This window comes from Amycolatopsis sp. NBC_01488 (assembly GCF_036227105.1).
GTDB lineage: Bacteria > Actinomycetota > Actinomycetes > Mycobacteriales > Pseudonocardiaceae > Amycolatopsis.
The window spans coordinates 786,201-805,739 of record NZ_CP109434.1; the positions used below are offsets into that span (position 1 = coordinate 786,201).

At 62.9% G+C, this 19,539-nt stretch carries 24 protein-coding genes; 8 read left to right on the forward strand and 16 right to left on the reverse strand.

The window, feature by feature from the left end; translation table 11 throughout:
• Window positions 1–119 precede the first annotated feature (119 nt).
• Window positions 120–338 (forward strand): hypothetical protein, encoded by a 219-nt coding sequence (locus tag OG738_RS03735; RefSeq protein WP_329051214.1) that lies wholly within the window; start codon window positions 120–122, stop codon window positions 336–338.
• A gap of 107 nt (window positions 339–445) precedes the next feature.
• On the opposite strand, the gene OG738_RS03740 is transcribed toward OG738_RS03735, so the two are convergent.
• From OG738_RS03740 to OG738_RS03765, 6 genes are all read right to left on the reverse strand, one after another.
• A complete protein-coding gene (locus OG738_RS03740; protein ID WP_329051216.1) occupies window positions 446–1,258 on the reverse strand; it encodes a S1 family peptidase in 813 nt (270 codons plus the stop codon).
• 108 nt (window positions 1,259–1,366) lie between these two features.
• The gene (locus OG738_RS03745) at window positions 1,367–1,615 is read right to left on the reverse strand and encodes a hypothetical protein (protein WP_329051217.1); all 249 of its coding nucleotides are present in this window, start codon (window positions 1,613–1,615) and stop codon (window positions 1,367–1,369) included.
• A gap of 23 nt (window positions 1,616–1,638) precedes the next feature.
• Entirely contained in the window at window positions 1,639–2,034 is a 396-nt protein-coding gene (locus OG738_RS03750; protein WP_329051219.1) for a hypothetical protein, read from the reverse strand.
• Window positions 2,031–2,237, reverse strand: a complete 207-nt coding sequence (locus OG738_RS03755) for a hypothetical protein (protein ID WP_329051221.1) — start codon at window positions 2,235–2,237, stop codon at window positions 2,031–2,033. Before OG738_RS03755 ends, OG738_RS03750 begins: the two co-directional genes overlap by 4 nt.
• Window positions 2,230–2,445 (reverse strand): hypothetical protein, encoded by a 216-nt coding sequence (locus OG738_RS03760; RefSeq protein ID WP_329051223.1) that lies wholly within the window; start codon window positions 2,443–2,445, stop codon window positions 2,230–2,232. Before OG738_RS03760 ends, OG738_RS03755 begins: the two co-directional genes overlap by 8 nt.
• A gap of 276 nt (window positions 2,446–2,721) precedes the next feature.
• The gene (locus tag OG738_RS03765; protein WP_329051225.1) at window positions 2,722–3,114 is read right to left on the reverse strand and encodes a hypothetical protein; all 393 of its coding nucleotides are present in this window, start codon (window positions 3,112–3,114) and stop codon (window positions 2,722–2,724) included.
• Between the two features lie 269 nt (window positions 3,115–3,383).
• Between OG738_RS03765 and OG738_RS03770 the strand changes: the two genes are divergently transcribed.
• From OG738_RS03770 to OG738_RS03780, 3 genes are all read left to right on the forward strand, one after another.
• On the forward strand, window positions 3,384–4,862 hold the full coding sequence (locus OG738_RS03770) for a helix-turn-helix domain-containing protein (RefSeq protein WP_329051226.1): 1,479 nt from the start codon (window positions 3,384–3,386) through the stop codon (window positions 4,860–4,862).
• Window positions 4,846–5,403: a GNAT family N-acetyltransferase gene (locus OG738_RS03775; protein ID WP_329051228.1), complete on the forward strand. Its 558-nt coding sequence runs from the start codon at window positions 4,846–4,848 to the stop codon at window positions 5,401–5,403. Before OG738_RS03770 ends, OG738_RS03775 begins: the two co-directional genes overlap by 17 nt.
• 122 nt (window positions 5,404–5,525) lie before the next feature.
• Complete coding sequence (locus OG738_RS03780; RefSeq protein ID WP_329051229.1) at window positions 5,526–6,914, forward strand: hypothetical protein; 1,389 nt, start codon at window positions 5,526–5,528, stop codon at window positions 6,912–6,914.
• Between the two features lie 2 nt (window positions 6,915–6,916).
• Here OG738_RS03780 and OG738_RS03785 read toward each other — a convergent pair whose 3' ends face one another.
• Entirely contained in the window at window positions 6,917–7,876 is a 960-nt protein-coding gene (locus OG738_RS03785) for a hypothetical protein (RefSeq protein ID WP_329051231.1), read from the reverse strand.
• A gap of 305 nt (window positions 7,877–8,181) precedes the next feature.
• Window positions 8,182–9,246: a hypothetical protein gene (locus tag OG738_RS03790; RefSeq protein WP_329051234.1), complete on the reverse strand. Its 1,065-nt coding sequence runs from the start codon at window positions 9,244–9,246 to the stop codon at window positions 8,182–8,184.
• A gap of 208 nt (window positions 9,247–9,454) precedes the next feature.
• On the opposite strand from OG738_RS03790, the gene OG738_RS03795 reads away from it, so the two are divergent.
• Window positions 9,455–9,706, forward strand: coding sequence for a hypothetical protein (locus OG738_RS03795; RefSeq protein WP_329051236.1), 252 nt, complete (start codon window positions 9,455–9,457; stop codon window positions 9,704–9,706).
• 14 nt (window positions 9,707–9,720) lie between these two features.
• Window positions 9,721–10,110 (forward strand): hypothetical protein, encoded by a 390-nt coding sequence (locus OG738_RS03800; RefSeq protein ID WP_329051238.1) that lies wholly within the window; start codon window positions 9,721–9,723, stop codon window positions 10,108–10,110.
• A gap of 914 nt (window positions 10,111–11,024) precedes the next feature.
• On the opposite strand, the gene OG738_RS03805 is transcribed toward OG738_RS03800, so the two are convergent.
• Both OG738_RS03805 and OG738_RS03810 read right to left on the reverse strand, forming a co-directional pair.
• Window positions 11,025–12,569 (reverse strand): antirestriction protein ArdA, encoded by a 1,545-nt coding sequence (locus OG738_RS03805; protein WP_329051239.1) that lies wholly within the window; start codon window positions 12,567–12,569, stop codon window positions 11,025–11,027.
• Complete coding sequence (locus OG738_RS03810; protein ID WP_329051241.1) at window positions 12,545–13,048, reverse strand: Rv3235 family protein; 504 nt, start codon at window positions 13,046–13,048, stop codon at window positions 12,545–12,547. Before OG738_RS03810 ends, OG738_RS03805 begins: the two co-directional genes overlap by 25 nt.
• Before the next feature lie 81 nt (window positions 13,049–13,129).
• Here OG738_RS03810 and OG738_RS03815 point away from each other — a divergent pair, with 81 nt between their 5' ends.
• The gene (locus OG738_RS03815; RefSeq protein ID WP_329051243.1) at window positions 13,130–13,363 is read left to right on the forward strand and encodes a hypothetical protein; all 234 of its coding nucleotides are present in this window, start codon (window positions 13,130–13,132) and stop codon (window positions 13,361–13,363) included.
• A gap of 75 nt (window positions 13,364–13,438) precedes the next feature.
• Here OG738_RS03815 and OG738_RS03820 read toward each other — a convergent pair whose 3' ends face one another.
• The 6 genes from OG738_RS03820 to OG738_RS03845 all read right to left on the reverse strand — a co-directional run bounded on the left by OG738_RS03820 (window position 13,439) and on the right by OG738_RS03845 (window position 18,847).
• Window positions 13,439–14,821 (reverse strand): tyrosine-type recombinase/integrase, encoded by a 1,383-nt coding sequence (locus OG738_RS03820; RefSeq protein ID WP_329051245.1) that lies wholly within the window; start codon window positions 14,819–14,821, stop codon window positions 13,439–13,441.
• Entirely contained in the window at window positions 14,821–15,093 is a 273-nt protein-coding gene (locus tag OG738_RS03825) for a helix-turn-helix domain-containing protein (RefSeq protein WP_329051247.1), read from the reverse strand. The genes OG738_RS03820 and OG738_RS03825 overlap by 1 nt, the downstream gene beginning before the upstream one ends.
• Before the next feature lie 46 nt (window positions 15,094–15,139).
• On the reverse strand, window positions 15,140–15,337 hold the full coding sequence (locus OG738_RS03830; RefSeq protein ID WP_329051248.1) for a hypothetical protein: 198 nt from the start codon (window positions 15,335–15,337) through the stop codon (window positions 15,140–15,142).
• A gap of 1,171 nt (window positions 15,338–16,508) precedes the next feature.
• Window positions 16,509–17,159 (reverse strand): response regulator transcription factor, encoded by a 651-nt coding sequence (locus OG738_RS03835; RefSeq protein WP_329051250.1) that lies wholly within the window; start codon window positions 17,157–17,159, stop codon window positions 16,509–16,511.
• Entirely contained in the window at window positions 17,147–18,394 is a 1,248-nt protein-coding gene (locus OG738_RS03840) for a sensor histidine kinase (RefSeq protein WP_329051252.1), read from the reverse strand. Before OG738_RS03840 ends, OG738_RS03835 begins: the two co-directional genes overlap by 13 nt.
• Before the next feature lie 54 nt (window positions 18,395–18,448).
• Window positions 18,449–18,847 carry a hypothetical protein gene (locus OG738_RS03845; protein ID WP_329051254.1) on the reverse strand — a complete coding sequence of 133 codons (399 nt, stop codon included), beginning with the start codon at window positions 18,845–18,847 and terminating at the stop codon, window positions 18,449–18,451.
• Between the two features lie 185 nt (window positions 18,848–19,032).
• On the opposite strand from OG738_RS03845, the gene OG738_RS03850 reads away from it, so the two are divergent.
• Window positions 19,033–19,467, forward strand: a complete 435-nt coding sequence (locus tag OG738_RS03850; RefSeq protein ID WP_329051256.1) for a hypothetical protein — start codon at window positions 19,033–19,035, stop codon at window positions 19,465–19,467.
• Window positions 19,468–19,539: the final 72 nt, after the last annotated feature.

Consider the following 19,539-nt stretch of genomic DNA (forward strand, 5'->3'; position numbering starts at 1 on the left):
GTGCCGCTCACAGTCACGGGACTTACCCGGGAGATTCGCGCAGGTCTACGCACCCGGGTCTAGGTATAACTACGTAAGCGCTGTGACAAGGAGTCCAGCTATGTCTCATTCCGCTTCGGGTGGGAGTTCTCCTGCATACGCGCCGCAAGATCTTCCAGTTGTGTCGCAAGCACGTCGCCAGCCTTTGGCGGCACTGTTCCGGCCGCAATCGCTTGTCGGAGCTTCTCGGCAGCCTCAACAAGCTCCGCGCCGACCTCGGCTATGCGCGCCTGAGCGGCGACTTGTGCGTCCTCAGGCAGGGGCGGCTGTTCGTCAGCGTCACCGGCGTCACCCATTAGTGATCCATTCGGAGTTTGTTGACGATCGGCCAACAGTTCATCGTTAAACGCAGACCGGAGGCCCGCCACCGTTAGCGGCTCAAGGTGACGGGCGCCTGGCCTTTTAGCTACGCGGCGCTAGCCCCACCACCCCGTGCCGTCCCATAAAGCCACTCCCGAAACTCCGGCGAGCTGGTGTACACGGTCGGCGCCTCACCGGGGTACTGCGCAGCACCCCGGCTGCACGTGCCCACGAGCTGCGGCACGCCGTGGGCGAAGCTCACGGCCGGGCCGCCCGAGTCGCCACCACCGGGGCCATCGGTGCCGTGCGGGTTGCTGGTGCAGATCTCCCCGACGGACTGCTGGGCGTCAGCGCACTTGACCGGTGCGAGCACCTTGGTACTGAGCTGCTGGAGCTTCAGCGGCAGCGGGTCGCCCCCGTCCGGCTGGTCAGCACCCCAGCCGTACAACGTCACCCGATCACCGGGCTTGGCGGCGTGTCCGGCCAGCTGAATCGGCTGCATGTTCACGGCGTGGTCCAGCTGGAGCATGGCCACATCGTCCACCGGGTTCTCCGGTGCGCCAGCCGCCCACTGCCAGCCCGGATGCACCACGACACGCACGACCTTGGCCGTCTCGCCGCCCGTGGTGCGGTCTTTGGAGCCGACCCGCACCGAGAACGTCTTGGCCGAGGTCGGGATGTGCTGCGTATCTCCTGGCACGTCGGTGACGCAGTGGGCGTTGGTGACGACCCACGAGCGGAACAGCAGCGCCGCGCCGCAGGTGTGGTGCGCCGCAATGCCGTAAGCCGGGGCGTCGTACTGGAGCGAGGCCATCCAGGACGTGTTGCCGGTGGCCTCGCTGCCGCCCACGATGTTCGGCTGCACGTCGGCCGTGGCGGTGCTGGCCGTGAACAAGCTGGCCAGTCCCAGCGCGGCCACCGTGGACGCAATAACAGACTTTCTCAACATTCCTCATTTCTTCTTTTGGTACCAACGGAAACCGCTCGGCATGTCAGGTGCCGAGCGGGGCTTTCGGGGATCGCGGCCCTACAACTGCCGCCCGTGTGCCTTGCGGTAGGCCGCCAGGTCGGCCGCTTCGGCTGGTTCGTTGCCGTCGCTGTACACCAGGCTCAGGTGGTGAATGTCGGGCAAGCCGGAACCGTCTTCGGGCAGTTCCAGTTCGGCCGTGATCGCCAAGACATTCACCCCGGCCTGTTCCGGCCGATTCAGCCACATGCTTGCTTCAAAGAAGCTGTCTGCCAGTCTCGTGTTGGAGAAGGTCAGCACGTAGGCCATCCGGGCATTGCCCCTTTCTCAAGTCAGTCAAGGCGCTTGAGTCCATCGAGGATGCGTTGCATGAGTTCGGTTTCGGGGCGCGGCAACGGTTTACGCGGGCGTGGGCTTGGACGGCGGACGTAGCGCCTCACCCGTTGCGGCATCACGGGCGGAGGCTCCGGCCGGACGGTGGGCAGTACCGTGGTCGGCACGTCATCCGGCATGACCACCGGGAAGACTTCGGTATCTGCCTGCGCAGCCCGTTCTTCGGCGCGCTCGCGTTCCACCCGCTCCCGAATACCGGCCACCGACCGGTTGCGGTGCTTGGCCAGGAACCGTCGCCGACGCTGCGCGCTACGTAGCTCGCGGATAACCCACACCGCGACCGCGATAAGAGGCACCGCCACCACGACCAGGGCGGCAAGGCCCAGGCCGTTCATCTGGCCGGCGGAGGCTCACGCGACGGGTGACGGCCCTCAGCCTCCGGGCTACCGAGCTTGTCGGCGTACAAGTGCACCGTCTCAGCCAGGGCGCTCAGCATGTCGCCGAACAGGTGCAACTCAGTCCCAGACAGGTCGCCCACTTTGAGTTTCGCCGACACCTCAAGCATGTGCCGGGCAATGGTGTCCAGGCTGTCAGCCAAGCTCGCCGGGTGCCTGGTCATTCGCGGTCGCCTCCTCCCGGCCGGTGGCGTGGCTGTGCAGCACGTTGCCCAGCTCGATGAGCAGCCCGGCGAACTCGCGCTGCTTGGCCACCGTCATGCAGTCACCGAGCAGCGCTCGGCAGACTTCCGGGATACGCTGGTTGATCGCGCCGAGTGCTGACACCAGGTGGGCGGTCTGCTCGTTCACGCCACCACCACCCGGGCCTGCAACCGCAAGCCAACCTTGAAGCGCAGGCAAGGCCAGGCCCGCCCGCAGCACTCGCAGGACACTCCGGTTTCCTCGGCGCAGTGCGCCACGAGGTACACCCAGGCCAATGCCGCCCACAGGTTCACGGTGGAGGTGGCGTGGCGACCGCCGGGCGTAACCAACGTGGCGTGCAGCCGGACGGGCCGATGCCGGACAGGTCGAACAGTCACGGGTCAGTTCTTTCGCTGTTGGAGATCGGTGCGACGACGGACGGCTTTAGGCGGTTTCTCGTAGTGCCAGGACTTCGGCCGCGGCTTCGTGTTCGAGGCGAGTGAGCATCTGGTTTTGGAGGAGGACGCTGCGGGCGAAGTGCCGCAATGACGGGATGACGACGTAGTGGGCCTCCGCCCGCCCCAGTTCGGTCAGCAGCTCGCCAAATGCCTCCTGCGAACCGCAGTCGAACTCAAAGAAGAACGTCACCAGGTACAGCCCCTGGAGCGCGGCGAAGGCCCGCAGTGCCTGTTCCAGCCGCCGCACCTTCTGGTCCGGCACGTCACACGGCACCCGCAGGTAGCCGTAGGCCAATGGCTGCGTGATCTGCTGGTCTTCACGCTCGGCGTCTGCCCGCCGCACCGCGGCTCTCGACCGCTCAATCGTCTGTACCGTCATCTTCGTCCGGCTCCGTCCGCTTTGCCCCTCGTGGTGGAACGGCACCCAGCGACGGGACAGCCCTGGTCACAGGCGGCCAAGTGGTGCTCAGCGGGAGCCTGCCCGTGGCTGGAGGCGTTACCGGGCTGTTCGACCGGTCGCCGGGTGCCTGGCAAAAAGCCTGGTCAACGGGCGTCCGTAGGGGAATACCGGCGTGTGGCAGCCGTGTGGCACCGCTGTGGCACTCTGCGTATTAGGCTGGCTACAGGACCATGAAACTCGGGAGCGCTATGACCGCCGTCGACCGCTGGACCGGCCAGGAGGCCGCGGCGCTTCGCGCTGCTCTGCGGATGACGGTCCGTGACTTCGCTGCCCGGCTGGGCATCGGGGTACGGACGGTAAGCAACTGGGAGGCCCGACGCGAGGGCATTACGCCGTTGCCGGAGATGCAAGCCGTACTCGACACGGTGCTGGCCCAGGCCGACGACGACGTGCAGGAGCGCTTCTCTCTGACGCGCAGTTCTGGATCGGGCACCAGCGTGGCGGCCGTGTCGCCAGCAAGCGCCGCGCCGGTTGCTCCCGACCTATCGCTCGACGTACTCATGGAGTGGACGACCGGCGACTTTCGCTTGTCGCGGTCCGAAGCGGCTGAGGCAATCGAACGATTTACAGCGAGCGACATGGCAACCAGACGAGCGTTCCTCATGGGGCTCTCGCTGCTGTCCGGCACCCCGCTGGTGCGCCAAGTGCAACGTTGGGTGGCGGCCTTGCCCATGGCACCCGTCTCCACCGACCAGCTTGGCGCTGACCAGCTCAGCGACCTTGAGCAGTCGGTGACCTTCTTCCGCCGATGGGACGCGTCCGGGGCGGGCGGCCTGCACCGCAAAGCGGTCGTTGGTCAGCTCAACGCTGTCGCCGAAACACTCGGCGAGCCGCATGCGGTCGCGACCGAACGCCGCCTCTTCCAAGTGGCCGCCGAACTGGCCCAGCTGGCCGGCTGGATGACCTACGACACTGGCTCGTTTGGGCTGGCCCAGCGCTACTACCTGCTGGCCCTGGGCGCCTGCCAGCACGCCGACGCCCCCGACCTCGGGGCCAAGATCGTGGGCGACATGACCCAGATGTTAACTGCGCTGGGCTTTTACGACGACAGCCTGTCGCTGGTACAGACGGCACTCGCCAGCCTGCCCCGTCACGGCAACGCCTTGGTGCGTTCGGAGCTGCTTGGCCTCGAAGCCCGAGCGTGCGCCCAGCTCGGCCGCCAGGAAGCCTCCAACGCTCGTCGAGCGGTGGACGCCTGCATTGAGGCGTACCAGGCAGCGCCGCCCACTGACCGGCCGGACTGGGTGCACTACATGAACCAGGCCGAAGTGGAATGCTTGGCCGCCAACGCCTACACCGAGCTGGCCCTAGCCGAACCGGAGCCAAAGCGCGCCCTCGCGCACGCCGCGCAGGCCGAGCAGCACACCAACAGCGCGATTGCCATCCGGGGAGCATCCTACTCACGCAGCCGCGTACTGGACCACCTCCGCCTCGGGAAGGTGCGCCTCGCTCAGCGTGAGCCTGCCGAGGCGGCCAACGTCGGCATGCAAGCCCTCGAGCAAGCCAACGGCATGCGCTCTTCGGTGCTTACCAAGTGGCTGACCGGCCTCTCTGACCCGCTCGGGGCGCAGTACGCCTCCGTTCCGGCGGTCGCTGCGTTTCGCGAGGCGCTATCCGACTACTTGCGCGTGAACACCGCGGGGAGCCGTCGTGAATCCGACGACTGAACCGGTGCGCTACAACCATCTCGGGCCAGAGGAAGCTGCCGACGCCGCGAAGGCGCTCACCGCCTTATACCGCGAGGTGTACGCCGAACCGCCTTACAACTGGGACGACGAACACGCCGAGTTGTTCGCCAAGCGGTTCGAGCAGCAACGCCAGGCCCCCGGCTTTGACCTGGTCGTGGCGCACGCGACAAGCGGGCTGGTGGGCTTCACATTCGGGGTGACGCTGTTGCCGGATACGCCGTGGTGGCAGAACCTCATCGCTGAGGTAGACAGCTCGCTGACCGAGGAATACCCCGACCGGACGTTTGCCCTCGTCGAGCTGATTGTGGCGCAGCCCTGGCGGCAGCGTGGGATTGGCAAACAACTGTACGACCGACTGCTGGCCGGCCGCCGTGAGGAACGGGCGACCTTGACAGTCTTACCAGCAGCCGAACCAGCCCAGCGAGCTTACGCTGCCTGGGGCTGGCGACGCGTGGCGCAGAAGCGCAACCCGCTACCGGGATCGCCGGTGTTTGATGTGATGGTTAAGGATTTCACATAGCTCAAACCACAAAATTTCCTTGCAAGCGCGTGGCGCCGCAGTTTCGGCGCTTCCGTCTCTCTGCCACCTTCGGTCGACCGTCGACGCCGTGCGGCTGTTTCAAGTAGGTGTAAAATAGGGGTATGACGGAGCAAGGTTGCAACGACCCGCGGGAGAAGCGGCACCGACTCAAGGCTGGCGGAGCTATGAAAAGCCTTGCCCCGGAAGTCGTCGGCGCAGTCATTGCACATCCCGTTCATCAGACCAACCGTGCCCGCATAGAGATTCTCATTGAGCAGCTTCGCTCCTGCAAGGAACCAGCAGACTACAACGAGTTCCAGCGTCACCTGTTCAAGGCTGTCTACGAGATTGAGGAACGTCGCAGTCAATGTTCTCGTATCGTCAAGCGGCTACGGAAGGGCGAGTCACTTCCGGTCGACCGGCCAGCACTGTCGAATGACAGCGACCCAAGCGTGTTGGCAACATGGGAATTTGAGCTCTTTGTCTACGAGCGTTTGGCTCGGCAGCTACGGACCGTTGGCGACGGCCTCGCTTGGCGTTGCTTTGGCTATGACAGGCGACTGATACTCGCTTTGTCCCGCAACGAATCGCCCGGCATGATGTATGGCAAAGAGGGCTTGCCGTTCGAGCTCGGCCGTGTCAATCATCTGTGGGAGGATCGTGGACATTTCACACTTCTGCATGACCTCACAAACTGCCTCCGTATCGCTGACCTATCCGAGTTCACGGCAGACGGTGGAATCCTGCTACACGAAGTCAAGAAGAACCCGCAGGCCGACCGAAGCGCCCAAATGAAGCGTATTGAGGCCGCTGTCAACGCCGTGATGCACGGCGGGACTCTTCCTGGGGATCAGCTTGACGCGCGACTGGTTGAGCTAACTGAGCCGTATGTTGTGAACCTTAAGCAACTTAATGACCTGCTCCAACTTGCTAAGCAGCACGGTTGCCGAGGGATGCGCCTGCCTCAGGGCCGCGCCCTCTTTGCCACCTCGATCCCTGACAATTACAACCGCTGGAAAGGTAATCCTGACGCCGGCATGGCCGCGTCTGATTCAGCTCGGCTGCGAGCTATTAAACGCGCTGGAATTGACAAGGCGATGCATCATATTCAAGGATTCAGCGGCGACACCGCGGCACGCTCGCCCATCATGGCACCATGGTCGATCTACCCATTCAGTTCAGAGGATTGCTCCGCGCTCATCTGCGATCTGCTTGGTTTTCAAACAATCCTCTCCGTAGATGCACTTGTTGATAGCCTGACGGCGGTTGGCCTCCACGCCGACATTCTTCTCAATCCAGCCGACGGTGACCTGAGCGGTGACAAAAAGGTGCTACGCGCCTGGTTGGATAACCGATCGTTGACACTGCATGCCGAAGGCTTGAACGTGCTGCTATATGAACTCCTGGAACCGGACGCTTGGGCGCGCGGAGTACTGGAGACACTGAGCGTTGAGACTCGGCCGGGCTCGCCAGGCGTAGTTTTTGCAGATGAAGCTGCCAGTTGGCTCTGACATTACTCCAGATGCGCCAGATCGTCCCGAGTGACAGCCACAGTCTTTTGGGAGCCCCGATAGCTAGCTGACGGCATCGGGCGTGCACGGATAACGACGACGAAGACGGTAACGCCAGAGGCATGCAAGCGAGGAGGCCATAAGGTCGCGTCGTCGTCGGACGAGATCTGAAGATTGTTCTCGCTCAGGTTGATGACGATAAGATGGGAGACCGTCTTGCCGTAATCGTGTGCGTAGTGGACCGCCTGGTTGAAGCCCTTCCGTATGTATGAAACGTCGTAGTGGTCGCCGTTGTACAGCTTCGTCTCTTCAACAAGAGAGTCATCGCTGCCCACGTTGGCAATATTGTCCGCTTCGCCCGACGCCGAACGTGGCTGCGAAATAATGTAATCCACTCCCTGGTCAAACAAGAACTTCTGAATGTATCGGTCGTAGATTGCCTCCCCATGCGTCTTGTCCGCATCGTATCGTGCGTAAAGCTCGTCGACGTCAAAAGTCTCCAGCCGCCGCTTCAGTCGTTCGAGTAGGTAGAGCGTCTGACTGGCCGTACCAAGCCGCTCTTCAAGGTACTCAACGAACGGCTCGATAGCTTGCTCGGTCATGTACCGAAGTATGGTATCAATATCGCGTTCCCCCACCGGCGCAAAGGAGGTGCCGAGCTGAAGAACGTTCGCCTTCCCCTGGGCAATGTCATTCAGGAGCCGCCATATAACACTTGCCCGCCCCTCTTCCGAGTCGGGCCAATCGTAGCCATCACTGTTGATGTTCTGGTCAATCCAATCTTCGACACTAAGGCCTGGGTCGGCTCGTTCAGCTGACTCAACGATCGCCCTGAGCGCGGGTGACTTAAGAACGAAGCTCCGAAGGTAGCGGCATTCAGTTACGTAGGCATCCTGGCCAGTCTTGTAGAGGCGCCTGTAGCGGTCGCGCAGTTTGACTTGCAGGTTTTGCTCGTACTTCACTCAAATAGTCCTCTCAAGGAGTTCTTGACGTCTTCGATCGCGCCATGCACTGAGCCGCCGCTGTCGATGAGGTGGATCAGGGTGTAGCAGCACCGGCAGCGACGATACGCCTGGGTGTGCACATCCAAGAGTTGAGTCTCGACGACGTAGCCGCACTGCGGGCACGGAAACTCAATGAGCTGTGACAGCAGTCTATAGGAAAAGTCAGACAACAGGCGCCTCCGGCATGCGCTATGAGCGTCGCAGAGATCAACTCTCGACTACCTCTTTCCCAGGTTTTTTCGCTGCGTGGTAACCGCCTTTTGTCACAACGCGTCTGCGCACGCCTGAAGCAAGGTATTGACGGCAACACTTGCCGGCATGTCGACGAAACGGAGAAGACTTGCTTTTCCTGATATTTGACGATGCAACACGTCATGTGCTTGCGTCTTGAACTCAACCAAGCGCGTCATGTAGTTCTTGTCATTGCGACTACCCCAACCATAGTTGTTGGCCGCTTCCTTGAAGTCATCAAAACCAAAGATCGGCGGCACGTGATCCAGGATGGCTCGCAAAATCGCATGAGAGCTGTAGGTCTTCTCGTGAGCGTAGTTGTCATTGAGTTCGGCGATCAGCTGGAGCAACTTTTCGCAGTTGAATCGGGTCGCCGACATCTTGGCCTCGATCGCCGCGACTACATCAGGGTGGACGTAGTCAGCTGTCGGAGTCACGGGCTTGCTCTGCGCAAACCCGCGAGCATGCATCGGCAACGGCCGGAGCGGTACGCTGTCCGATTCCGCTCGCCAAGTCGCCTGAACTGCGCGGTAGTCTGCAAGCGAGCGAACCTGTGCGAATCGACGTACGTCGCGCCCGAGCGTGAATTCCCAGCTTTGCTCTGCGGGTTTGGATCCCGCCGATCCCCACCGCTCGACGGCCAGTAGTTTTCCGAGTCGCTGTACGTCAGCGAGCCTGTCCTTCTTTAGTCGAAAAGCCCGCACGAGATCTGCGCTCGAAACGGCGCAGGCGTCGTACTTGCCTTGGGAAGGTTCGAAATCCAGCTCCTTCTTTGCGAACCAGCGAAGTGTTCGGAAAAACAAATAGAGGTCAGACTCGGTGCCTGGGCAGAGCGCCACGCCTTCGAGCGTTAACCGCAGCAAGGTGTCCACTTGGGGTGGTGCACCACCTGACCATGTGGGTTGTAGCACGTCTTTAGGGATGTCGCGTAGGACGCGAGCGAGGTCTAACTTGTCGTTCTTGCGCAGGGGACGATCGAGGTGCCCGAACGTCGGCCACGTGCCGCGCTCGAGGAAAAATCCGTAGACCGCTTGGAGGGTCGTTTGCATCTCTCGCGGTGGCGAGGTGTACAAGGTATCCACGTGTTCGATCTCCATGTCTCCGGCGGTTCATGGTGAGGATACGCCTGGGCGAGTCGTAGGCGTAATCCGGATTCCTTGTAGCCTCGACTCCATTGTGCTGACACTTGACCTTGGCAACGAAGTCAGCCGCGCGGGCCTCATTTGCTCGGTAGCCCCAGTCGGCAGTTTGCCTAACATGCTACTGCTTGGAGTAGCGCCGGACATTTGCTATACTCTTTCACGTATGGAAGCAAGCCTGATCCAACTCGAACAAATCCTCCGCGACAACAATGCGGAAAGCTTCATCACGGCCGTTGACGGTGCGGTTACCAAAGCCGGCAAGATCATCCTGATGAGCCTGCGGGCCTTCTACCAACAACCAGAATTGTTGTACGCTGCCCTCAGCCACGCCAGCGCCCGTGGCGTGGCAGTGACTTTCACGCCTGGTGCTATGCCGGGTGATGCAGATTCTGAAACTAAGGCTGAACGGCCGTAGGCTTTGCAATATCCATGGAGCAGATCAACGAAGAATCACCCGATCATTTTCGTAACACGGATCCAGGAAGTATCACAAGAAACCGCTCTGCATTTCTCCGCGCAGTGCCAATCATTGGACGCATGGCATTCCCAGTCGTTGCGGCTCAAGTGGCAATATTTGGCGCCTACATACACCACGAGTGGCAAGTGGCAGATCAGGCTGCGGCTGCCGCGGGGGCGCTCGGAAGGTATTCTGGACCCGCAGCGGCTATTGCTGAGTACCAAGCGCGTGCACGAGAACATGACGAAAAGATCTTCTCTGCAAGCGAGTATTCAGCAGGCATCCTTGCCCTGGATGCCTTGGCTGTCCTGGGCGGCGCTGCTGCGTATGCGCGAACATCTGGGCGAGACTCGAACGAGTGATGCCCGATCGATCGGAGGGAAGTAGACTACGCTCATCAAACTTTAGAATTTGAACTCAGACGTAGTTGCTAACCGTGAAGGCTACTAGAGTATGCCCGGTCGAAGATCGAAAGTTCGCACTGTCCTGACTGTGACGCTGGTCACGGTAGCTGCGGCGGTCGATGCGATAGCTATCAGCCAGTTTGCCAATGCGCTGCCACTTCCTTTTCCTGTAGCACTCTCGGCGCTGCTGGTTGTAGTCATCGTCAAAATCATTGTCGGAATACGAAAGCGGAGCAAGGAATCCACGAAAGACTCGAACGCCCCTACTCAGTATCCTATGATCGCCACACCGCCCAGGCGCGATCCCCAACTAACCAACTTCCCGCCAACCGAACCCATCATCATCATTTCGCAGCCGAAACCATTCATTGACCCTCCACCGATTTACGCTCCTTCGGAACAGCGGTCAGGCAACGTGCTCCAATACGACCCCCCTGTCCCCTGGCGACCGCCGGAACCTCCGTGGAACCCTTCCTGGCCACCATTTCCTACACCGCCGGGTCAGCCCTCATTTCCGCCATCCAAGGCGCTACCGACCGGCAATGTCGTTGACAGCCCCATCAAGCCACAAAAACATCGTGCGCGGCTGAAAAATGTCGCAGCGCGCTTGACCCTCGGGGCCTTGTGGTTCTCCGCTGGCTCCCTCGCACTGTTTGCGGCATATAGTATATATCCCCATCTGCATAGCGCCGCTTACCCAGGTGAGCAGCCCAGCGCTGTCAATGTCCTCCTGGCCTTGTTCGTTATTGTCTTGGTTTGCGTCGCACTACTCTGTGGCTTCATGGCGCTAAGGTTCTTGTTCTTTCCACGTGGTGCGCGATGAAGGGATTGCGAGCCATGAAATGTAAGCCCGCCTAAGCTTGGGATCTGGATCACCTCGTCCAAAACACCGCCACCCTGCCATGGTGCAGCTCCTCCACCAGCAGCCCTTCGGACTGCATGTCCCGCGCGTACGCCTCAACGTCGACGCTGACGTAGTGCCGGATGCTCTCTGGAACGAACTGCATGAAGTCGTAGGCATCGGTCTCAGATAGCAAGTGCTCGACGTATTCCTCGGCCGACTCCCACTCGCCGTGGTAGTGGTCGAGGAAGTGTTCGTCGGTCAGGAGTTCGGTACTGTCGATGCCAACGTGCTCGACCCACTTGGTGTACGCCTGTCCATGCTGAGCAAGCCCTCGCGCCACCCGTGACACCGTGTCGAAGCTGTCGTACTCGCCGACCGAGTACCCCGCGAAATCCTCGTAGTCGAAGATGGCCCACTCCTCGGCATCCGGGGTGTAGCCATTGCGCAGCATGAACTGCGTGGCGGCTTGCAGCTCATCCGGCTCGAGGGTGGCGTCCATCCAGACGCCGTGCAGCCGCCCGCTGTTGTAGTCAGCCAGGCTGCCCACCCAGATGCGCGGGCTGTGCCCGCTCGGCGAGGCGTCGGCCTCCGTGTTCGCTTGCTCGTAGGCGTCACGCTCGGCGTGGTACGTGCTGTACTCGGTCTCGATGGCTGACCATTGGACTTCAAGCGCATGGTCGTCCAGGGCTTCCCGGACATGCCGGTACCCCTGCTCGTCCTGGATCAGGATGAGACCGCCGGGGCGGTCCTGGTGCTTGACCAGGCCGTACCAGCCCAAGTCGCTCACGGTGCCGATCTCGTTGTCCGGCGGTGCACCGAACAGGACGTCGAGCTCCTCGACTGAGTAGCGGCGTTCCTCGAAGTTGTGGCGAGCGACTTCGGTCGGACTCCACGCGGCGGCATCCGTCCATGGGTAGTCGTCAAGGTCGTCCTGGTCGCGGGTATCGACGACGGCCACTTCGCCCAAGGTGCGCACGCCAGCCGCCGAGATGCGCTCGAACAGGGCCTGGCAGGCGGCGGCTTCTTCAGGAGATTGCTCGACTTGATCACTGGTGCTGACGGCCAGGCGCCCCATGGCATCAGCCGGCGGGCCGTACGGCGGTCGTTCTTCGTCCCGGCTATCCGGCTCGTCGTCCTGGCGTTCCGGCTGCGCCGGCCACAGCTGGTGCCAGCCAGCTACGGGCGCCGCGTCGTCGCGGTTGTCCAGGTATTCGTCGAGGGCATCGAGCCAGGGTTCGACTTCGACGCCGGTCTCATTGTCTTCGCGCCAGGCATCCAACTCATCCCTCAGACCGTCCGTCAGGGCACCCGTCGAGGCCAGGGCGTAGAGCGGTGAGCGTTGACCGCCGTGCAGCTGGGAGGCGATGACCCGCACCGTGGTGTGGTCGATGGGGCGGCCTTCGCGCAGGGCTTCCGTGATGCCGTAGTGGATCAGTTGTTCGTCGGTGAGGTGCTCTGGTGGCGTTGATTCGTTTTGAAAGTTACCTCCTTGAGGTGTTGATAGGTGTTCCACATTCGTGTCTCCGTTTACGGTAGTTGATGAAATATCTAGAGAATGGTTGCTGTGGTACATCGCCATTCACGTCTGTACGGTTGCATTCTGCCGACCACCGCCCGTACGTTCTCAGCATTGGCGGCATGACCCCATGCTTCAATGATGTGCTCGCTTGGTTTTTGGAAATGGAAGGTGCGCAGCCGGTATCCCTGTCCAGAAATATTCGGCCGGAATTGCCGACCGAGCAGCGCCAGGCACAGTTGTGGCGATAGGTGTGCCTCCACCTGCGTCAAGGGGCGGCTGCCGCCTAGTACTTCGACCAGGCCAGACAGGACATGAGCGGCAAAACGTTGTTCTTCGCGGGTAACAGGTTCGAGATAAGGTGCAATGACTGACTGTTCGACTCGCTGAGTAATTGGTTTGGATGCAGCGAGTGTCTTTTGCTCCGGGATGGCGAGGTGTTCAAGAGTGAGCGCTGTTTGGCCTACGAGGTGAGTGAGAACGTTAAATTGCTCTGCGGATGCTTGCGCCTCCTTGAGTGAGACAAGTTGTTCCATATGAAGTTCTCCTTATGAAGTTATGTGATGTAAAATCGTCCTTGATCGATGAGCGGCGTTGGCGCATACTAGAACGTACTTATGACCAACGAAGAACTATTCAACGATCTCAAACAGTTTATTGCAACGACGGTGTCGCAAGAAGTAGCTGGCTTGCGTACGGAACTGAAGGACGACATCAAGAGCCTGGACCAAAAGGTCGATGCTATCCAAGATGCCGTTGCCGAAGCACTGAGCCAAACCAACGAAGCCCTCGATGCCACGGTGCAAGACCATGAGCAGCGCCTCCAGCGTCTTGAGCATCGGACGGCGTGACGGCATTGGCCGGTGGCTGGCAGGTCGTCTGTTTAGGAGGTAGTTCCGCCGCAAAGTTGCCGGGTCGTAGTGATACTACGACTCAGCCACTTCATCGATTTTGACGGCAACGCTGACGGCAACGAGGCCAAGCAACCACATCTTTCGCCGTTCATTGACGAGGTTGTTTACAGCGGTCACGCGTTGTTGGACACCTTCACGAATTGAGCTTCGAACCAAGGGGTCGCAGGTTCGAATCCTGCCGGGTGTACCAGATAGCAAAGATGTAGTTTGATCAACAAGCTCACGCGTTTGCGGCAGTATTTGACGGCAACGCGAGCCACTGGTTGCTCTCCAGAACAACCGTTCAACCTTGCCTAACGCTTCGCGCCGCGCGTCCATGTCTACGTGCTGGTAGAGCTGTTGCGTTGTCGACACATGGGCATGTCCGAGAATTAGCTGGGCATCCCGCGCTTGCACACCCAAGTCCTTCAGGAGCGTCGCTGTGGTGTGGCGCACATCATGAATTCGGATCACCCTGACACCATGTTGCCGACAGATTCTCTGGAAGGAACGTAGGAAGTTCTTTGGCTCGATTGGACGACCGGTCTTTGTCGTAAAGATGAGCCCGTTGTCCACCCACCCAGTACCAGCAGCATCCCGCATTGCATGGTAGCGGATCTTGTGGGCGGCGAGAGCTTCGTGGGCGAGGCCAAGCAGCGGCAAATCCCGGTTCCCGGCATCCGTTTTCACGGGACCTTGGATGAGAGCGTGGCCAACTCGCTGAACTTGCTGACGAACGCGGACCTCCAATGTGGCAAGGTCGATGTCTTGCCAACGAAGTCCGAGTACTTCACCGCGCCGAAGTCCGTAGAGGACGAGCAGCGCGAAGGCGGGGTACAGGGGATCGGTGCGTGCTGCCGCAAGAAACTGCTTCGCTTCGTCGCTTGCCCACGGCCGTACTTCCTTTGGCTTGTAGCTATCGAGGACGACGAGCCGCGCGACGTTTCGGATAACCAACTCGTCGCGTTGCGCTTGTCCCAAAGCTGCACTCAAGACCATACGGATGACGTGTGCCTTGCGGAGCGAGTGCCCGCTTTCAATCCCCTGGTTCAGAAATACCTGTACCTTTGGTACAGACAGCAAGGCGAGGGACTCTCTTCCGAGGTTTGGCTTGAGAAACAACCGGACGGCCCACTCGTACTGTTCATAGGTTGCTGGACGCCGGTTCGGTAGCACCACGTGTTCAAGCCAGTAGTCCAGGTACTCGCCCATTTTCCAGTTCCTGTCCGGCACCGGTACGCCACGCTGACTCTGTGCCTTGATTCGTGCCAGCTTCTCATGAGCCTCCTGGCGAGTCTTCCCAACTTTCCGTACGCGCTTTCGAGTACCACTGGTGGTCAGGAAGTAGGCCGCAGCTTCGTACCGCCCGTCCTTCCGGCGGTAGATCGTGCCCTCGCCGTTGGCGTGGCGACCCACTACAAGGTCCCCTCGTCGCGCAGGTGAGCAATCAGCGTATCGACCGCATCCCGAGGGACAAGCCGCCGCTTACCGATCCGGATCGTGACGAGCTGTCGTGACCGGATGAGCTCGTAGAGCTTCCAGTTGCTGACCCGCAGCACCGCGCAGGCTTCCTTGACGGTGTAGAGGACTGGCATGACGTTGTCGTCGGCCTCGCCGCCGGTTGGCGTTGATCGACGCCAGAAGGCTCGAAGCCTCGTATGTGAGACTGGTGTACTGGTTGTGATCATTAATCACCTCCTTTCAGTTGGTTGTTGTTGCAAGGGCTCGCGACCCTCAGCCCCGCCGCCGGGGACGGCGGAGCTGCGAGACACGAGGCGGGCGGTAGGGGTACTCCGGATCGTTTGCCTGCAAGAGCCGCTTGACGGTGCTTTCGCTGATCGACCACTGCTCGCCGATCCGCCACTTCGGCGTCCCGCCGTGGTAGGCGTCGATCATGAGGCGGAGGTCAGCGTCGCTCAGCTGGTCAGTCACCCGCCACTGACGCTGGCTTCGGCCAGTCGATTGGACCGAAACCCGCCCTGTGGTGATCTCGGCTCGGGCGGCCTCCAGACGGTCGACCGCTCTGACTAGGGCGTTCGCCAAGTCCAAGCGTTTGGAGTAAGCGCCCACAAGGTCCACATCGTACGAAACCCCTTCGTTTCAGCCTCCTTGGCTGGTCGGAGGGGTTTTTTGCATTGCGTATTCGATCTTCGATGATCGGCTCGCGGCTTGCTCTTGTTCTCCTGGTGGGGCAGAAGTGGAGCACCGCCCCAGCCTTCATCCGGCGTCGGCGCGGTGTTCCCGCTGTTCCCCGGGCTCGCGCGGCGGGTGACCCCCGCCGTGGCGAAGAGGGGACAACCGGCGCCACCCTCCCACCGTCGGCCACACTCGGTGACGGCGTCGGCGGTAGTGGCGCCGCCGTGTGCCAGCGGCGCTCGAGATCGTCGAGCAGCCGCTGCTCGACCTCTGGAGCGACGTGGGAGTAGGTCTCGATGACCCGGTTATCCAGGTGATGGCCGAGCCTCCGAGCTTGGGCAATCTCCGGCGCGCCGCCTGCGATCAGCCAGGTCTTGTGGCTGTGCCGCAGTCCGTGGAAAGTCAGCCCAGGCCGCACCGCCCGCCTTCACAGCGGCCTCCCACCCGGCTGAAACAAGAAGCGTCGCTCCGCAACAGGTGTGGTTCCCTAGCGCGGACATCTCCGGCGTCCGCCCCTAACGACGATGCAGGCGCCGGCCGCCATCCACGAAGCGCAGACCGGGGGCAACTGTAACCCGCCAGGGCGGTTGCAGTGATACCCAGAGGACAACAGTCACTGCGGAAGGAACCACGTGGGTGACCCGGAATTCACCACGGACCAGGTCGACAGTGCAATCGACCACGTGATCGACAATGGCGCCTGCAACAACGGATCGACCATTCGTTACAGCCTGGTGTTCGCCGCCGCTGGCCTGGCTGCGCCGCAGGCACCCGGAAGGGACAGCCCGGAGGCGGCTACTTTCGGATCAACGACCTGCCCGACCCCTTCGCCCAGCGCACCCCACCTGGGCAAGTCGTCAGAGCAGGACGCTTCTGGGAGGACCAGAAGCGGAGCTGCGCAAACTGGGGCACTCAACGACGCCGCGGCCAGATCTAAACTCGCCACCTACGCGACCGCATGGGAAGGTCAGGCCCGGGACGCTCCGAGGAACCGCAGCACGGCCAGGACGCGGCGGTGGTCCGCGTCGACCACGGGCAGGTCAAGCTTGGCGAAGATGTTGTTGATGTGCTTCGCCACGGCGCTCTCGCTGACCACCAGCGCCTGCGCGATGCCGGCATTGGAGCGCCCCTCGGCCATCAGGCCGAGCACCGCCCGTTCGCGGGGGGTCAGCCGCGCGAACGGGTCGCTGTCGCGCCGCAGCAGCAACTGGGCGACGACCTGCGGGTCCAGGGCCGTGCCCCCGTCCGCCACTCGCCGGACCGCCGCCACGAAGTCGGCGACATCGGCAACCCGCTGCTTGAGCAGGTAGCCCACACCGCTGGTGTTCGCAGACAGCAGGTCAGCCGCGTACCGCTCCTCCACGTACTGCGAAAGCAGCACCACCGGCGTCCCCGGCCAGCGCCGACGGATCTCCATCGCCGCCCGCACCCCCTCGTCGGTGAAGCCGGGCGGCATCCGGACGTCGATCAAGGCGAGTTCGGGCCGGTGCTCCGCCACTGCCGCCAACAGCCCCTCCGCGTCGCCGGCTTCCGCGGCGACCTGGAACCCGCCCATCTCCAGCACCTTGATCAGGCCGACCCGCAACAACACCGAATCCTCGGCGATCACCGCGCGCACGGCAGCTCCGCGGTGACGGTGGTGGGCCCGCCAACGGGGCTGCTCACCTGGAAGGCCCCGTCGAGGGAGCCGACCCGCTTGGCCAGCCCGGCCAGCCCCGTGCCGGCGGCGGCGTCGGCACCGCCCAGCCCGTCGTCGGTCACGCGCACTCGCAGCACCTCGCCGACCTGACGGACGATCACCTCTGCACGCATCGCGTTGGCGCGCTTCGTTGCATTGCTCAGCGCCTCAGAGATCACGAAGTACGCGACCGACTCCACGTTGGGCGCCACCCGCTCCTCCAGATCGACCCGCAGCCGCACCGGCAGGGGCGTGCGGGCAGCCAGCCCGGACAACGCCGCGTCCAGACCTCGGTCTTCGAGCACGGCCGGGTGCAGCCCCCGCACCAGGTCATCGAGTTCGGCGATCGCCTCCTTCGCCTCCAGGTGCGCTCTCGCGATCACCTCGCGGGCATCACCCGGCAGGTCCGGGCGGGTGGCCATGGCCAGACCCAGGTTGACTGCGAGGGACACCAACCGCTGCTGGGTGCCGTCGTGCAGGTCGCGCTCGATCCGGCGGCGCTCCGCGTCGACGGCCTCGATCAAGTCGGTCCGGCTCACGGCCAGCTGATCGACCCGCTCCTGGAGCCGCTGCGCCCGGCTGGGCCCGAGCAGGCCCGACGCCAGCCGCGCCTCGGCCCGGGCTGCTGTCCGCGCGGTCCAGGGCAGGGCGCACAGAAGGAGGAGTCCAGCCGCTGTGTAAGCCGGCAGCTGGGTCAGGTAGCCGAACCAGTCCTGGCGGATTCCGGTTGGCAGCGCCCATGACCAGGCGTAGGCGATGACGCCCGCCAGGCACGCCGCTGCCACCGCGAGCACCAGCAGCTCCAGCAGCGCGAGCAGCGGGCCCAGCACGAGGTGGTAGCCGATCTTGCGCCAAGGCCGCGTCGTCGCGAGCCACCGGGCGGTCGAGGCCCACGTCCATTGTTCCGGCGCGGTGGGCGTGAGCCGGGGGACGTCCACACCGATGAGCACCCGGTAGCGAGCCCGCTGAACGGCCGTCAGCACCGGGGTGCCGAGCAGGACCAGGGCGGCCGACACGGAAACCGTGAGGAGCCAGTTCCCCGTCCTGGCGGTAGTCGTCGCCGCCCAGGCCCACACGGGCACCAGCGCCAGGTGCGGCAGCACACCAGCGGCAAGAAAGCCGGTGTCCCGCCGCGCCCGGAGGACCGTGCGTCTCAGTCCAGCTGGAATCGTCATGGCACGACGCTAGGGCACCGCAGGAGGACGATGCCATGAAACCTGTACCCGATCTCATGGTGAACCTAGTACCAGCTGTAGATCTTGATCTTGGCCTGTGGGCGGACAGCATCTCGGGTCGGCAGGTCGGCTTCTGCCGGCCGCCGGCAGGTAGACCGAGAGGCCGCGCCAGGTCCACCTTCTGGCGGTGACCGGCGGGAGGTCCACGCCGAGCACGGCGCGCAGCCGGTTCCACTGAACCACGGTCAGTGCCGGGGACACGGCCAGCAACACGAGAGCCGTGAAGACCACGCCGCCCAAGACGATGTCCCGGGCGAACTTCACCTCGGTCAGGTGCAGGCCGAGCCAGAGTGCTGTGGTGATCCCCAGGGTGGTCAGCTGCACGGACACCCCAGCCGCGACGGACCTGAAAGCCGCCGAACCACCGGCCCGCGTGCGTCGTGCCGTGTCCATGATCCAACGCTAACCGAGACCGGGCCGACGGCACCATCATGCAGGCACCCGGGTCGGTGCGGTAGCAGGCACCACCACGAAGTCGGAACCACGGGCTACTGATCTCGGCTGGCCGCGGCGGCAAGGTTTCGCCGCAGGGCCGCCGACGCCGGCGGCATCACCACGACTTCGGTGGAGGAAATCTCATGACCGTTCGGACGATGCCCCGGCCGCCACGCACGGCGAGGCCGCCGGGTGCCCGGGCGCGACCCCGGACCAGCTGGACGCCCAGGGTGCTCGGCGCGGTCGCTGCGGGCATGGTGCCGTGGGTGTTCGTGCTGGGCCGGTCCCTGCCCGAGACCACGCAGGTACGGCATTGGCCGGCCGTGTGGATCGGACTCGACCTGACCATGGCGCTCGGCTGCGCGACCACCGCGTGCTTGGCCCACCACGGCGATGACCGCGCCCGCCTGTCGGCGTCGGCCGTCGCGGCGCTCGTGGTGATGGACGCCTGGTTCGACGTTCTCACCGCCCAGGCCGGCGCCGAATTCACCCAGGCCCTCGTCTGCGCGGTTCCGGAGCTGGCCTTGGCCGGCCTGTGTACGTGGCTCGCCCTGCGCAACGCTGAAAGGGAGTCATGACGATGAGAGCATCAGCGGCGGCGGCATGCGCGTTCGCCGCAGTGGCGTGCGTTCCGGGAACGGCCGACGCCA

Excerpts from the sequence above, each read along its gene's own strand:
- OG738_RS03745 (WP_329051217.1), bottom strand. The coding sequence starts at position 1,615 with ATGGCCTACGTGCTGACCTTCTCCAACACGAGACTGGCAGACAGCTTC.
- OG738_RS03750 (WP_329051219.1), bottom strand. The coding sequence starts at position 2,034 with ATGAACGGCCTGGGCCTTGCCGCCCTGGTCGTGGTGGCGGTGCCTCTT.
- OG738_RS03765 (WP_329051225.1), bottom strand. The coding sequence starts at position 3,114 with ATGACGGTACAGACGATTGAGCGGTCGAGAGCCGCGGTGCGGCGGGCA.
- OG738_RS03770 (WP_329051226.1), top strand. The coding sequence starts at position 3,384 with ATGACCGCCGTCGACCGCTGGACCGGCCAGGAGGCCGCGGCGCTTCGC.
- OG738_RS03780 (WP_329051229.1), top strand. The coding sequence starts at position 5,526 with ATGACGGAGCAAGGTTGCAACGACCCGCGGGAGAAGCGGCACCGACTC.
- OG738_RS03790 (WP_329051234.1), bottom strand. The coding sequence starts at position 9,246 with ATGGAGATCGAACACGTGGATACCTTGTACACCTCGCCACCGCGAGAG.
- OG738_RS03795 (WP_329051236.1), top strand. The coding sequence starts at position 9,455 with ATGGAAGCAAGCCTGATCCAACTCGAACAAATCCTCCGCGACAACAAT.
- OG738_RS03800 (WP_329051238.1), top strand. The coding sequence starts at position 9,721 with ATGGAGCAGATCAACGAAGAATCACCCGATCATTTTCGTAACACGGAT.
- OG738_RS03805 (WP_329051239.1), bottom strand. The coding sequence starts at position 12,569 with ATGTACCACAGCAACCATTCTCTAGATATTTCATCAACTACCGTAAAC.
- OG738_RS03810 (WP_329051241.1), bottom strand. The coding sequence starts at position 13,048 with ATGGAACAACTTGTCTCACTCAAGGAGGCGCAAGCATCCGCAGAGCAA.
- OG738_RS03815 (WP_329051243.1), top strand. The coding sequence starts at position 13,130 with ATGACCAACGAAGAACTATTCAACGATCTCAAACAGTTTATTGCAACG.
- OG738_RS03825 (WP_329051247.1), bottom strand. The coding sequence starts at position 15,093 with ATGATCACAACCAGTACACCAGTCTCACATACGAGGCTTCGAGCCTTC.
- OG738_RS03840 (WP_329051252.1), bottom strand. The coding sequence starts at position 18,394 with ATGACGATTCCAGCTGGACTGAGACGCACGGTCCTCCGGGCGCGGCGG.
- OG738_RS03845 (WP_329051254.1), bottom strand. The coding sequence starts at position 18,847 with ATGGACACGGCACGACGCACGCGGGCCGGTGGTTCGGCGGCTTTCAGG.
- OG738_RS03850 (WP_329051256.1), top strand. The coding sequence starts at position 19,033 with ATGACCGTTCGGACGATGCCCCGGCCGCCACGCACGGCGAGGCCGCCG.